Genomic DNA, 13,748 nt, shown 5'->3' with positions numbered 1-13,748 from the left:
CCGCGGAGTCGGGCAACGACCGGGTGCTGTACCTCGAACGGCAGCCGAGCATGGCGATATGTCCTCACTCAGGGTGTCCACGCCCTGGTTCGACGAGACCGGCGACGAGAGTTCCTGGCTCCCGGGGGTGTCTACCCCGGTGACAGTGGCGGGACCGCGCCGGACTCACACCGGCTTCCTCTTCTGCCGCCGTACATGGCTCCGGCAGTCCACCACGGGCCCCGAAGGGCCGTCAACTTGCTGTTGACCTGCGCAGGGAGAGTGTGCTGAGGCCCACACACAAGGGGGCACAGGCATCACAAAAACCTGGGGTGCGGGACGGTGATCCGTCCCGCACCCCAGGTGCTGTCGGTGCCGAGGCTCAGGCGACGATCAGAGAGATCCCGTACGCCACCGCAGCCGCGCACGCCGCGAAGCACGCGTAGGCGCCGGTCACCGCGAGGGCGGCGGAGCCGCCCTGCTCGGCCGCCCGCTCGTGGCGGGAGAGGCCGACGATGCCGAGGGTGAACAGGCCCACGAGGGCCACGGTGACCACGAGGCTGACCCCGAAGACGGAGCCCAGAGCTGCCCAGTCGATTTTCATGCTGCTGATTCCTTCGTAACCGCGTGCGCGGGGCTCAGACGGGGGTGGCGGCCGACGGGGCGGACTCGCCGGCGGGGGCCGGGATCGTGGCCGTCAGGTCCTCGGCGACGGTGCCCGCCGGGGGCACGGCCACCGCGGCGATCGCCGTGGTCACCACGCCGGCCGGCTCCTCGGTCTCGTTGACGTTCGTGTGGTCGACGACCTCACGGCGGGAGATCTTCCAGATCGCGGCGCTGGAGGTGACCAGGAAGACGGCCACCAGTGCCGTGCCCCAGGTGCCGAAGCCCGTCACGTACTCGGCCACCGCGCCGACCAGGGCAGCCGCCGGCAGCGTCAGACCCCAGGCGACGAACATGCGGGTGGCGGTCGACCAGCGGACGACGCCGCCCTTGCGGCCGAGGCCCGCGCCCATCACCGCGCCGGAGACGGAGTGCGTGGTGGAGAGGGAGAAGCCGAGGTGGGAGGAGGCGAGGATGACGGTCGCCGCGCTGGTCTGGGCGGCGAAGCCCTGCTGCGGCTGGAGGTCGGTCAGGCCCTTGCCCATGGTGCGGATGATGCGCCAGCCGCCGAGGTAGGTGCCGAGCGCGATGGCGATGCCCGCGGAGAGGATGACCCACATGGGCGGGTCGGAGTCGGGCGCGACGGCGCCGCCGGCGACCAGGGCGAGGGTGATGATGCCCATCGTCTTCTGGGCGTCGTTCGTGCCGTGCGCGAGGGAGACCAGGCCCGCCGAGGCGATCTGGCCCGCGCGGTAGCCCTTCTCGGCGGCCTTGCCGTCGGCCTTCTTGCCGAGCGTGTACGACAGCCGGGTGGCGAGCATCGCGGCGATGCCCGCGACCAGCGGAGCGGCGATCGCCGGGATCAGCACCTTGGTGACGAGCACGTCGCCGTGCACCGCGCCGACGCCCGCCGAGGCGATGGTGGCGCCGATCAGACCGCCCATGAGGGCGTGCGAGGAGCTGGAGGGGAGTCCGACCAGCCAGGTCAGCAGGTTCCAGAGGATCGCGCCGACCAGGGCGGCGAAGATGACCTCGGGACGTATGCCGGTCTCGTCGACGAGACCCTTGGAGATCGTGTTGGCGACCTCCACGGAGAGGAAGGCGCCCACGAGGTTCAGTACGGCGGACATGGCCACCGCGACCTTGGGCTTGAGCGCACCGGTCGAGATGGTCGTGGCCATCGCGTTGGCGGTGTCGTGAAAACCGTTCGTGAAATCGAACGCGAGTGCGGTTACGACCACAATCGCGAGGATCAGCGAGAAGCTTTCCATTTACCCAGGCATTCGTTCGAAGTCATTGGCCGGACGAACGTAGGTAACCTGAGTGAACGGAAGGTGAACTGGGGCGGGCGTCGCGGTGTCCAAAAATGAGAGTGGCGTTCCGATCGGCCGGGGCGGCCCAGGTGTCGCATGGTCAGGAGCCCTGGGCGAACCTCAGCAGGCCGTCCGCGGAGCCGTTGAAGAGATTCTGGTCACCCGGCAGGCTGCCCCCGTTGTCGTACTGCCAGAAGGTCCATGAGGACCATCCGGCCGGCAGCGTCCCCGCGTCCGGCGAGCCGTAGCGGGCGATCCACAGCGGGTGGTCCGCGGCGAAGGCGCTGCTGCCGCCCGTGCAGGCGTTCCACCAGTGGGTGGTCGTGTAGATCACCGGGCGCCGGCCGGTGAGCCGGTGCACCTCGTCGCTGAACGCCTTGATCCAGGCGACCATCTCCGCCTTGCTCAGGCCGTAGCACTTCTGCGTGCGGTCGTAGGGGTTGTACTCGACGTCCAGCGCGGGCGGCAGCGTCCGCCCGTCCGCGCTCCAGGCGCCGCCGTTGCGCACGAAGTGCGCGGCCTGCGCCGTGCCCGAGCCCTTGTCCGGCAGCGCGAAGTGGTACGCGCCGCGGATCAGGCCGACGGCGTGGGCGCCGTCGTACTGCTGGCGGAAGTACGGGTTGCGGTAGGCGGTGGACTCCGTCGCCTTGACGTAGACGAACCCGGCGCCCTCGGCCTTCGCCCGCGCCCAGTCGACGTTCTTCTGGTGGGACGAGACATCGTGCCCCCTCGGTCGCTCCGCCGCCGCGGCGGGCCACCCGGCGAGCGCGGCCCCCGCCGCGGCGAGCGCCGCCCCGCAGGCCGCGACCGCGCGGGCACGACGACGGGACGATGCGTGGGCGCGGACCATGTTTCCCCCGAATGGCGACGTGCGTTCCCCTGGAACGGCGGCGTGCGCGACAACCCCCAGAGGCTAGAAGAAGATCCACCCATGCCGGTCGATCTCCGGCCAATCACCTTGACGGCGTGTTATGTGGGGATATGGGAACTTCCGGAGGTTCGGCCTCCGGCCTACAGTGCCCAGGCCCCGGCGGCGAGGCGCCCGTGCCCGGCGACGGCACGCGGCCTTCCTGGCAGGATCGCGGTATGGCTGAGCAGCGACACGACCAGCGGGACACCCGTGACGGCCTGGACGGCATACGCGGTGAGGAGGAGGCGCGGGCCTGGGAGGCACTCGTCGCCACGGCCCGCCGCACCGTCGCCGACGGACTGGTCGTCGGCACCTCCGGCAACGTCTCCGTGCGTGTCGGCGACACCGTGCTGGTCACACCGTCGGGCGTGCCCTACGACCGCCTCACCCCGGGCGACATCACCGGCGTCGACCTCGCCGGCCGGCAGGTGCTCGGCACGCTGATCCCGACGAGCGAACTGCCCATGCACCTCGCCGTCTACCGCACCACCGACGCCCGCGCCGTCGTCCACACCCACGCCGTGCACGCCACGGCCGTCTCCACCCTCGTGACCGAACTCCCGTCCGTCCACTACATGGCGGGCGCCCTCGGTGGCCCCGTCCGGGTTGCCCCCTATGCGACGTACGGCACCGAGGAGTTGGCCGAGAACATGCTCGACGCCCTCACCGACCGCACCGGCTGCCTCCTCCAGAACCACGGCACTCTCACCTACGGCACCACCCTCGACCAGGCCTACGACCGCACCGCCCAACTGGAGTGGATGTGCCGGCTGTGGCTGACGGCGTCCTCGGTACCCGGCCGGACACCGACCCTCCTGACCGAGGAGCAGCTGGCGGAGGCGGCGGAGCGGTTCCGGGGGTACGGGCAGCGGAAGTGAGGCCGGGACCCGGGCAGTGACCCCCGACGGCCCCCGCACCCGTCACCCCTCTTCCCCTCCCCGCCCCACCACTGGCCGTCAGGTCAATCGGCCAGGACACTGGACAGGTGCGCACTGTCACCGCGACGGCCGCCGCCGTCACCGCAGCCCTGGCCGCCGGCGCCGCCAGTGTCGCCGCCGGCCGGTTCGCCAGCGACGCCGCGCTCAAGGTGCCTCCCGGTCGGCCCCTGCCCACCGAACCCCGGCTCACGGTGCACGGCACGGCCGCCGGCCAGGTCGTCCTCACCCGCGACCTCGCCGCCCTGCGCCCCGGCACCTACGGCCTCGCGGGCGACGGCTCCCACGCGGTCGTCGGCCCCGTCCTGGCCACCGTCCCGCACTCCGCCGACACCGTGGTACGCCGCCTGGAACGCGTCACCCACGGCACGCTGAGCCACGGCGACGCGGTGTGGCTCACCCCGAACCTGCACGTCGGCAACCCGAGCAGCGCGCTCGGCCTCGACCACGCCGACGTCGACGTCCCCGGCGAGCTCGGCTCCCTGCCCGCCTGGTTCGTCCCCGGCGCCCGCCGCACCTGGGTGATCGCGGTGCACGGCCTGGGCACCACCCGGGAACACGCCCTGAACCTCATCGGCTTCCTGCACGGCCGCCGCTTCCCGGTGCTCGCCCTCGCCTACCGCGGCGACCTCGGCGCACCCCGCCCCCCTGACGGCCTCAACCACCTCGGCGAGACCGAGTGGCGTGACGTGGACGCGGCGATGCGGTACGCCGTCCGCCAGGGCGCCGAACGGCTCGTCCTGCTGGGCTGGTCCACCGGCGCCGCCATGGCCGTGCGTGCCGCCGCCCGCTCGGGCCTGCGCCACCTGGTCGCCGGTCTGGTGCTGGACTCCCCGGTCCTCGACTGGCAGGCGACGCTGCGCGCCCTCGCCGCCGCCCGCCACACCCCGGGTGCACTGCTGCCCCTGGCCGTCCGCGCCGCCCAGGGCCGCACGGGCCTGAACACCGAGCGCCCCGACGAAACCACCGACGTCCGAGTCCCCACCCTGATCTTCCACGGCCCCGACGACACGGTCGCCCCCTGGACACCCACCCGCCGCCTGGCCGCCGCCCGCCCCGACCTGATCACCTTCCACCCCGTCCCCCAGGCCCCCCACAACGCCATGTGGAACGCCGACCCAGACGCCTACGAGGAAGCCCTGCGCCGCTTCCTGACCCCCCTGATGTGACCCACCCGCCACGACGGTTCCCGCCCTCGTCATCCCCCCGGAGTGGACCGTAGCGATGCCGCGCAGCCGGAGAGAACGAGCCCGCACCGTCCTCGCCCCGCCCCCGCACGAGAGCGCCCGTGGCAGCGCGGCGCCCCCTGGGGAACGGAACCCAAGCCCCCACGCACCCGCACCCGCATGACGGCGGGAGTGGGTCGTGGTGGTGCGGCTGGAGCCCGTCGCTCAGCTCGTCACAGCCAACTCGGACTGTGGCAGCAGGCAGCCGTACGCCCAACACGCGACGGGCTCGCCGCACCACCACGACCCCGACCCACCCACGCACCGCAGGCGCGACCCGCACCGCCACGACCCCGCCCCCCACACACACGCACCGCCCGCAGGCACCCCAGCCGCAAGCAATGCTCCCGAGCAGAACTCCGCAGGCCCGACCGCCCCCACTGTCGGTGCAGCGTGCGAGGATCGGACGAACAGGTCACCCGCGCCAGCGAAGGAGCCCCGCGATGGCCACGAAGCCACCCAAGGCCGACCCGGTCCAGGACGCGCCACAGGTCGCCGAGCCGAAGCACGCGGCGGCGGGCCTGCCTGCCATCGGGCACTCCTTGCGGATGGCCCAGCAGCAGATGGGTGTGAAGCGCACCGCGCTGACGCTGCTGCGGGTGAACCAGAAGGACGGCTTCGACTGCCCGGGCTGCGCCTGGCCGGAGCCGGACCACCGGCACGCGGCGGAGTTCTGTGAGAACGGCGCGAAGGCGGTGGCCGAGGAGGCGACCCTGCGCCGGGTCACCCCCGAGTTCTTCGCCGCGCACTCCGTCGCCGACCTGGCGACCCGCAGCGGCTACTGGCTCGGCCAGCAGGGGCGGCTCACCCACCCCATGTATCTCCCCGAAGGGGGAGAGCACTACGAGCCGGTCTCCTGGGAGCGCGCCTTCGACATCGTCGCCGAGGAGATGACCGCCCTCGCCTCCCCCGACGAGGCCGTCTTCTACACCTCGGGCCGTACGAGCAACGAGGCCGCGTTCCTCTACCAGCTCTTTGCGCGCGAGTTCGGCACGAACAACCTGCCGGACTGCTCCAACATGTGCCACGAGTCCTCGGGCTCGGCCCTGTCGGAGACGATCGGCATCGGCAAGGGCAGCGTCCTGCTGGAGGACCTCTACCGGGCCGACCTGATCATCGTGGCCGGCCAGAACCCGGGCACGAACCATCCGCGCATGCTCTCCGCCCTGGAGAAGGCGAAGGCGAACGGCGCGAAGGTCATCAGCGTCAACCCGCTGCCCGAGGCCGGCCTGGAGCGCTTCAAGAACCCGCAGACCCCCAAGGGCCTGACCGCGGGCGCCGCTCTCACCGATCTGTTCCTGCAGATCCGCATCGGCGGCGACCAGGCCCTCTTCCGTCTCCTCAACAAGCTGATCCTCGCTGAGCACGACAGCGCCTCCGGCGCGGGCTCGGGCGCCGTCGACGAGGCGTTCATCCGCGAACACACCCATGGCTTCGAGGAGTTCGCCGAGGCCGCCCGCGCCGCCGACTGGGACGAGACGCTCACCGCGACGGGTCTCACGCGCGCGGAGATCGAGCAGGCCCTGCGGATGGTCCTCGCCTCCGAGCGCACCATCGTCTGCTGGGCGATGGGCCTGACCCAGCACAAGCACTCCGTGCCGACCATCCGCGAGGTCGTCAACTTCCTCCTGCTGCGCGGCAACATCGGCCGCCCGGGCGCGGGCGTGTGCCCGGTCCGCGGCCACTCGAACGTGCAGGGCGACCGCACCATGGGCATCTTCGAGCGCCCCGCCCCGGCGTTCCTGGACGCCTTGGAGAAGGAGTTCGGCTTCGCGCCCCCGCGCGAGCACGGCTTCGACGTCGTACGCGCCATCCGTGCCCTGCGCGACGGCGAGGCGAAGGTCTTCTTCGCCATGGGCGGCAACTTCGTCTCCGCGTCTCCCGACACGGAGGTCACCGAGGCGGCCATGCGGCGCGCCCGGCTGACGGTGCACGTGTCGACGAAGCTCAACCGCTCGCACGTCGTCACGGGCGCGCGTGCCCTGATCCTGCCGACCCTCGGCCGCACCGAGCGTGATCTGCAGGGCGGTGGCGAGCAGTTCGTGACCGTCGAGGATTCCATGAGCATGGTGCACGCCTCCCGCGGCCGCCTGGAGCCCGCGAGCGCGCACCTGCTCTCCGAGCCGGCCATCGTCTGCCGCCTCGCACGCCGTGTCCTGGGCGAGGACAGCGTGGTGCCGTGGGAGGAGTTCGAGAAGGACTACGCGACGATCCGGGACCGCATCGCGCGGGTGATCCCGGGCTTCGAGGACTTCAACGCGCGCGTGGCCCGCCCCGGTGGCTTCACCCTGCCGCACGCCCCGCGCGACGAGCGCCGCTTCCCCACGGCGACCGGCAAGGCCAACTTCACCGCCGCGCCGGTCGAGTACCCGGAGCTGCCCGCGGGCCGCCTCCTGCTGCAGACGCTGCGCTCGCACGACCAGTACAACACCACCATCTACGGCCTGGACGACCGCTACCGGGGCATCAGGAACGGCCGCCGGGTCGTCCTCGTCAACCCCGAGGACGCCCGGAACCTTCATCTCGCCGACGGGTCGTACGTCGACCTGGTCAGCGAGTGGAAGGACGGGGTGGAGCGGCGGGCGCCCGGTTTCCGGGTCGTGCTCTATCCGACGTCGCGCGGGTGTGCGGCCGCGTACTACCCGGAGACCAACGTCCTGGTGCCGTTGGACTCCACCGCGGACACCAGCAACACCCCGGCCAGCAAGTCCGTCGTCGTCCGTCTGGAACAATCGGCGACCGACTGAGCGTTTGCTCAGCCAGTACGGCAGCCGTACCGGTCACGACGAACGGAGCAGGGCCCCATGGGCGAGCAGCAGCATGTGAAGTTCCCGCAAGAGGTCATCGACGAGTACGCGGCGCTCGGCGTCGACCTGCCGGCCCTGTTCTCCGCCGGACACCTGGGCACCCGTATGGGCGTGCAGATCGTGGAGGCCTCCGCGGACCGGGTCGTGGGCACGATGCCGGTGGAGGGCAACACCCAGCCCTACGGGCTGCTGCACGGCGGCGCCTCCGCGGTGCTCGCGGAGACCCTCGGCTCGGTCGGCTCGATGCTGCACGCCGGCAGCTCCAAGATCGCCGTCGGTGTCGACCTCAACTGCACCCACCACCGCGGTGTGCGCTCCGGCCTGGTCACCGGCGTGGCCTCGCCCCTGCACCGGGGCCGGACCACGGCGACGTACGAGATCGTGATCAGCGACGAGGCGGGGCGGCGGGTGTGCACGGCGCGGCTGACGTGTCTGCTGCGGGACGTGAACCCGAGCGACGAGGCGCGCCTGCGCGCGGCGGGCTGACCTACGAAGGCGGCTGCGCGGAGCCGTTGCTCCGCACCTCCCGGCGGCCTAGCGTCGGGGCATGACAACGGGAGAACCCCTCCGGCCGGGGGCGCTACAGATGCTCGGACTGGCGTTCCTGATGGGCACGTTGGCGACCGGCTGCGGCGGCCCCGGCCACGCGGAGGCGAAGGGCACGGCGAGCGGCACCCCATCGGCGAGCGCGACACCTCCCGAGGACCTGTGCACCCGGATCGTCGCCCACTGGTCGCGTGAGGTGCTGAACAGCGACACATACGGGGACTATCAGTCGATGGGGCTGTCCAACGGGCAGTACGAGATCCTGCGGTCCGTCGTGGACGCCGCCCGGACCGAGCAGAAGCGTCGAGGAGCCGAAGCGGCGGACGAGTTGATCGACCGCGAGGCGCGGGCGGGCTGCGTGGAGTGGTACCGCTCCGGCGGCCCGGGCAAGGGTCCCTGGCAGTGAGCGGCATCGGCCCGGTCGAGCCGGGCGAGGGCACGCGCACATGGGATCCCGCCGACGCCGCCGCCTCCGCCTCCACCCGCGGGCGTCCGCGCAGCCGCCCGCTCCGCTTCTACGACGCCCACCGCCGCGCCGTCCTCGCGGTCCTGACGGCCGCCGCCCTGCTGGCGGGCGGCGGCTACCTCTACGCCACCCGCCCCCACGACCGCCGAGCGGCCTCCCTCGCGCCACCGTTCCCGTCCCAGGTCGTGAACATCAGCTACGTCGGCCCGCTCACCGTGCCACCCGGCACCCACCCGCAGACCTTCGCCTTCGAGGTGCTCCTGAGCGTGGAGTCCGGCCCGCCGGTCACAACGACCCACCTGACACAGCCGTATGCCGGACTTTCCCTGACCTCGGCCCCCGGGACCCCGTTCCGCACCGAGGCCGGTTCCGCCCGCAAGATCGTCATCACGATGCAGGTGACCGCATGCGGAACCGTGCCGGAAAACGCCGGACTCCCTTTCCTGGACGTAACGCTGCGTAATAAACGTGCAATACAAGACCACAGCTTCATCCTCGGCCCGCGCTACGCCCAGGACCTCTCCCACGCCCTACAAGTCGCCTGTAGCAACGATTCCGAGTAATCACCAAAACGCCCGAGACGCCTGAACAGTTGCGCGCCCATCCTGCAGATTCTCACTATGCGGACAGGGCGAATCGGCCTGAATTCCGCTGTTCCACCCCCTCAGTACCGCTCTGCATTACCTCGTGTCATAACAAGAGCGTCACAGCCTTGGTCAGAGCCTCCTCCACGTTCCCTTAACCCGTTTAGAGTCACGGCCAGTCACCGCGCGGTCGGAAAACCCCTTGCCGACCCCGCGTTCGACTCGGCCTCTTCCAGGGGGGAGGGCCGTGCCAGGGAAAGGACTGGATCGTGCGTCAACGTTCGTTCATCGCCATCACCGCCGCGCTGGCGGCGGGAGCACTCACCCTCACCGCCTGCGGCTCGCGCGGCGACGACGGCGGCTCCGACTCCGAGGGCGGCGGCACCACCGTAGTCATCGGCGTCGACGCTCCGCTGACCGGCGACCTGTCCGCCATGGGCCTGGGCATCAAGAACTCGGCCGACCTCGCCGTCAAGACCGCCAACAAGGAAAAGGCCGTCGACGGCATCACCTTCAAGATCGAAGCGCTCGACGACCAGGGCCAGCCCTCGGCCGGCCAGCAGAACGCCACCAAGTTCGTCGCCAACAAGGACGTCCTCGGCGTGGTCGGCCCGCTGAACTCCTCCGTCGCCGAGTCGATGCAGAAGGTCTTCGACGACGCCAAGCTCGTCGAGGTCTCCCCGGCGAACACCGGCCCCAGCCTGACGCAGGGCCCGGACTGGCAGACCAAGAAGGTCCGTCAGTACAAGTCGTACTTCCGCACCGCGACCACGGACGCCATCCAGGGCCCGTTCGCCGCGCAGTACGTCTTCAACGACGCCAAGAAGAAGAAGGTCTTCGTCATCGACGACAAGAAGACCTACGGCGCCGGCCTGGCCGCCACCTTCACCGAGGAGTTCAAGAAGCTCGGCGGCACGGTCGCCGGCACCGAGCACATCAACCCCGACACCAAGGACTTCTCCGCGGTCGCCACCAAGGTGAAGAAGTCCGGCGCCGACGTCGTCTACTACGGCGGCGAGTACCCGCAGGCCGGCCCGCTCAGCAAGCAGATCAAGGCCGCCGGCGCCAACATCCCGCTGGTCGGCGGTGACGGCATCAAGGACGACAACTTCCTCAGCCTCGCCGGCGCCGGTGCCACCGGCGACCTCGCCACCTCCGTCGGTGCCCCGGTCGAGGAGCTCCCCTCCGCCAAGGACTTCGTGGCCGACTACAAGGCCGGCGGCTACAAGGAGGAGTACTCGGCCTACGGCGGTTACTCCTACGACTCCACCTGGGCCATCATCGAGGCCGTCAAGAAGGTCGTCGAGGACAACGACGGCAAGCTTCCCGACGACGCCCGTGCCAAGGTCACCGAGGCCATGCAGAACGTCTCCTTCGACGGTGTGACCGGCAAGGTCTCCTTCGACGAGTACGGCGACGCCACGAACAAGCAGCTCACCGTCTACGCCGTGAAGAACGGTGCCTGGGCGGCCGTCAAGTCCGGCACCTACACCGGCTGACGCACACACCCGCACCACTCAAGAGCCGCGCGGGGCGCTGTTCCACTGGCGCCCCGCGCGCACTCACATCCGGCCACATCCGTCGAACTATCCGAACCGTCTCGGAGGACATGCGGTGAACGAACTGCCGCAGCAGCTGGTCAACGGCCTGCTACTGGGATCCATGTACGGGCTGGTCGCCATCGGCTACACAATGGTCTATGGCATCGTCCAGCTCATCAACTTCGCCCACGGCGAGATCTTCATGACCGGAGCGTTCGGCGCTCTGACGATCTACGTGTACGTACTGCCCGACGGCACATCCATGTGGATCGCCCTGCCGCTGATGCTCATCGGCGCCGCCCTGGTCGCCACCACCATCGCCGTGGGAGCGGAACGATTCGCCTACCGCCCCCTCCGCAACGCCCCACGCCTCGCCCCCCTCATCACCGCCATCGGCCTCTCCCTCGCCCTGCAGCAGGCGGTGTGGGCCTGGTACCCCGAGGCCAAGTCCGCCCGCACCTTCCCCGAAATCCCGGGCGGCCCCTTCGAGATCGGCAACGTCACCATCCAGACCGGTGACATCTTCCTGCTGATCGCAGCCCCCATCAGCATGGCCTTCCTCGCCTACTTCGTCATGAAGACCCGCACCGGCCGCGGCATGCAGGCCACCGCACAGGACCCGGACACCGCGAAGCTGATGGGCATCAACACCGACCGCATCATCGTGGTCGCCTTCGCCCTCGGCGCCATCTTCGCCGCCGTCGGCGGTGTGGCATACGGCCTGAAGTACGGTCAGATCGACTTCCGCATGGGCTTCATCCTCGGTCTCAAGGCCTTCACCGCGGCCGTCCTCGGCGGCATCGGCAACATCTACGGAGCCATGATCGGCGGCGTCGTCCTCGGCATCGCCGAGACCCTGGCCACCGCCTACATCGCCGACATCCCCGGCATGGACAAGTTCGGCAGCCAGTCCTGGGCCGACGTCTGGGCCTTTGTACTCCTCATCCTCGTACTGCTGTTCAGGCCACAGGGCCTGCTCGGCGAACGCGTCGCGGACAGGGCGTGACACCGATGACCACACAGACCACCGCACCCGAAACCCCCACGCCCGCCACCGGCGCCCCCACCGGCCTGATCGGCATCCCGGAGAAGGCCGGCCGCGCGCTCGCCCTCGGCGGAAGCGTCCTCACGATCATCTCCACCTTCCTCGCCTGGACCTGGACCTCCGCCTTCCCCGGCGACCTCACCGTCTACGGCTACCCCGGCGGCCTGCAGGTCCTCGTCCTCATCGGCGGCGCCCTCACCACCCTGTTCTGCCTGGCGTCCTACAACGTGAAGGGCCTCGGCTGGCTCGTACCCGCCGGCGCCGACGCGGCCATCAAGGTCGCCGCACTCGCCACCTTCACCACCACCTGGTACACCGTCATCGCGATCAGCACCGACCTCGGCGGCCTCGTCAACCTCGAGCCCGGCGGCTTCATCGTCGCCATCGCCAGCCTGACCGCCCTCCTCGGCGCCCTCGCCCTCCCCTTCGAACGACCCGAGCCCGACCCCATCGACCCCGACGACACCGGCTGGGAACTGTTCAAGTACCAAGTCCGCCACAAGCGCGAGAGCCTCAAAGCGGCCCTCGCCTCCGGCACCCCGCGCCGCGTCGGCACACTCCCCTCATACGCCGAAATCCTGATCATCGTCGCCGTCCTCGCACTCGGCCTCACCGTCTTCACCTACGGCATCGGCACCGAGTACGACGAGCTGTTCATCGGCTTCCTGATCATGGCCGGCCTCGGCTTCGCCGCCCTCAACAAGGCCGGCCTCGTCGCCCAGGCCTCCCAGATCACCGCCCGGCACCAGAACATCACCATCTGCGGCGCCTTCGTCGCGGCCGCGATGTTCCCCTTCACCCAGACCGACGACCAGTACGCGACCATCGGCGTCTACATCCTGATCTTCGCCACGGTCGCCCTCGGCCTGAACATCGTCGTCGGCCTCGCCGGCCTCCTCGACCTCGGCTACGTCGCCTTCCTCGGCGTCGGCGCCTACGCCGCCGCCCTCGTCTCCGGCTCCCCCAACTCGCCGTTCGACGTGCACTTCCCGTTCTGGGCCGCCGTCCTCGTCGGCGCCCTCGCCTCGCTCGTCTTCGGCGTCCTCATCGGCGCCCCGACCCTGCGGCTGCGCGGCGACTACCTCGCCATCGTGACCCTCGGCTTCGGAGAGATCTTCCGCATCACCGCCAACAACCTGGACGGCACCTCCGGCCCGGACCTCACCAATGGCTCCAACGGCATCTCCTCGATCCCGAACCTCAATATCCTCGGTTTCGACTTCGGCCTCGAGCACACCATCGCCGGCTTCACCATCGGCCGCTTCGCCAACTACTTCTTCCTGATGCTGCTCATCACCGCGGTCGTCGTCCTCGTCTTCCGACGCAGCGGCGACTCCCGCATCGGCCGCGCCTGGGTCGCCATCCGCGAGGACGAAACCGCCGCCCTCGCCATGGGCATCAACGGCTTCCGCGTCAAACTCATCGCCTTCGCCGTCGGCGCCTCCCTTGCCGGCCTCGCCGGAACCGTCCAGGCACACGTCACCTACACGGTCACGCCCGAGCAGTACCTGTTCGCCGGAGCCATCCCGCCCAACTCCGCCTTCCTCCTCGCCGCGGTCGTTCTCGGCGGCATGGGCACCATCAGCGGCCCGCTCATCGGCGCGGCCCTGCTGTACCTGATCCCCAACAAACTCCAGTTCCTCGGCGACTACCAGCTCTTCGCCTTCGGCCTCGCACTCATCCTGCTGATGCGCTTCCGACCCGAGGGCATGATCCCCAACCGGCGCCGCCAGCTCGAATTCCACGAAGAGGCCGAAGCGCCCACAGTCCTCAGCAAGGCAGGGGCCTGACCA

At 70.3% G+C, this 13,748-nt stretch carries 12 protein-coding genes and 1 riboswitch; of the genes, 9 read left to right on the top strand and 3 right to left on the bottom strand.

The genetic code is table 11. The features are described 5' to 3' along the window. Positions 1-89: 89 nt before the first annotated feature. Positions 90-229, bottom strand: a riboswitch (cobalamin riboswitch). 132 nt (positions 230-361) lie between these two features. The 3 genes from IE263_RS20910 to IE263_RS20900 form a co-directional block, all read right to left on the bottom strand. Further along, complete coding sequence (locus tag IE263_RS20910) at positions 362-583, bottom strand: hypothetical protein (RefSeq protein ID WP_189938800.1); 222 nt, start codon at positions 581-583, stop codon at positions 362-364. 34 nt (positions 584-617) lie between these two features. Beyond that, on the bottom strand, positions 618-1,853 hold the full coding sequence (locus IE263_RS20905; protein ID WP_189938798.1) for an inorganic phosphate transporter: 1,236 nt from the start codon (positions 1,851-1,853) through the stop codon (positions 618-620). Between the two features lie 142 nt (positions 1,854-1,995). After that, a complete protein-coding gene (locus IE263_RS20900; protein WP_189938796.1) occupies positions 1,996-2,745 on the bottom strand; it encodes a lysozyme in 750 nt (249 codons plus the stop codon). A 236-nt stretch (positions 2,746-2,981) separates the two neighbouring features. Between IE263_RS20900 and IE263_RS20895 the strand changes: the two genes are divergently transcribed. From IE263_RS20895 to IE263_RS20855, 9 genes are all read left to right on the top strand, one after another. Continuing rightward, positions 2,982-3,683, top strand: coding sequence for a class II aldolase/adducin family protein (locus tag IE263_RS20895; RefSeq protein ID WP_189938794.1), 702 nt, complete (start codon positions 2,982-2,984; stop codon positions 3,681-3,683). Between the two features lie 107 nt (positions 3,684-3,790). Then, positions 3,791-4,909: an alpha/beta hydrolase gene (locus IE263_RS20890; RefSeq protein ID WP_189938791.1), complete on the top strand. Its 1,119-nt coding sequence runs from the start codon at positions 3,791-3,793 to the stop codon at positions 4,907-4,909. A 500-nt stretch (positions 4,910-5,409) separates the two neighbouring features. Beyond that, on the top strand, positions 5,410-7,713 hold the full coding sequence (locus tag IE263_RS20885) for an FdhF/YdeP family oxidoreductase (protein WP_189938790.1): 2,304 nt from the start codon (positions 5,410-5,412) through the stop codon (positions 7,711-7,713). A 57-nt stretch (positions 7,714-7,770) separates the two neighbouring features. Continuing rightward, positions 7,771-8,259: a hotdog fold thioesterase gene (locus tag IE263_RS20880; protein ID WP_189938788.1), complete on the top strand. Its 489-nt coding sequence runs from the start codon at positions 7,771-7,773 to the stop codon at positions 8,257-8,259. A 61-nt stretch (positions 8,260-8,320) separates the two neighbouring features. Next, positions 8,321-8,725 (top strand): hypothetical protein, encoded by a 405-nt coding sequence (locus IE263_RS20875; RefSeq protein WP_229911080.1) that lies wholly within the window; start codon positions 8,321-8,323, stop codon positions 8,723-8,725. Further along, complete coding sequence (locus IE263_RS20870) at positions 8,722-9,348, top strand: Tat pathway signal sequence domain protein (protein WP_189938786.1); 627 nt, start codon at positions 8,722-8,724, stop codon at positions 9,346-9,348. Before IE263_RS20875 ends, IE263_RS20870 begins: the two co-directional genes overlap by 4 nt. Before the next feature lie 290 nt (positions 9,349-9,638). Further along, a complete protein-coding gene (locus IE263_RS20865; protein ID WP_189938784.1) occupies positions 9,639-10,868 on the top strand; it encodes a branched-chain amino acid ABC transporter substrate-binding protein in 1,230 nt (409 codons plus the stop codon). Positions 10,869-10,983: 115 nt separating this feature from the next. After that, complete coding sequence (locus IE263_RS20860) at positions 10,984-11,916, top strand: branched-chain amino acid ABC transporter permease (protein WP_189938782.1); 933 nt, start codon at positions 10,984-10,986, stop codon at positions 11,914-11,916. 5 nt (positions 11,917-11,921) lie between these two features. Continuing rightward, positions 11,922-13,745: a branched-chain amino acid ABC transporter permease gene (locus IE263_RS20855; RefSeq protein WP_189938780.1), complete on the top strand. Its 1,824-nt coding sequence runs from the start codon at positions 11,922-11,924 to the stop codon at positions 13,743-13,745. Positions 13,746-13,748 lie beyond the last annotated feature (3 nt).

The organism is Streptomyces aurantiogriseus, from assembly GCF_014649375.1.
GTDB classification, from domain to species: Bacteria; Actinomycetota; Actinomycetes; order Streptomycetales; family Streptomycetaceae; genus Streptomyces; species Streptomyces aurantiogriseus.
Note: the sequence above shows the minus strand (reverse complement) of the source record. Positions and strands in the feature narration are given on the sequence as shown.

Bases quoted from the DNA above. Each gene is read 5' to 3' on its own strand.
- IE263_RS20875 (WP_229911080.1), top strand. From the start codon at position 8,321: ATGACAACGGGAGAACCCCTCCGGCCGGGGGCGCTACAGATGCTCGGA.
- IE263_RS20910 (WP_189938800.1), bottom strand. From the start codon at position 583: ATGAAAATCGACTGGGCAGCTCTGGGCTCCGTCTTCGGGGTCAGCCTC.
- IE263_RS20880 (WP_189938788.1), top strand. From the start codon at position 7,771: ATGGGCGAGCAGCAGCATGTGAAGTTCCCGCAAGAGGTCATCGACGAG.
- IE263_RS20885 (WP_189938790.1), top strand. From the start codon at position 5,410: ATGGCCACGAAGCCACCCAAGGCCGACCCGGTCCAGGACGCGCCACAG.
- IE263_RS20900 (WP_189938796.1), bottom strand. From the start codon at position 2,745: ATGGTCCGCGCCCACGCATCGTCCCGTCGTCGTGCCCGCGCGGTCGCG.
- IE263_RS20905 (WP_189938798.1), bottom strand. From the start codon at position 1,853: ATGGAAAGCTTCTCGCTGATCCTCGCGATTGTGGTCGTAACCGCACTC.
- IE263_RS20855 (WP_189938780.1), top strand. From the start codon at position 11,922: ATGACCACACAGACCACCGCACCCGAAACCCCCACGCCCGCCACCGGC.
- IE263_RS20895 (WP_189938794.1), top strand. From the start codon at position 2,982: ATGGCTGAGCAGCGACACGACCAGCGGGACACCCGTGACGGCCTGGAC.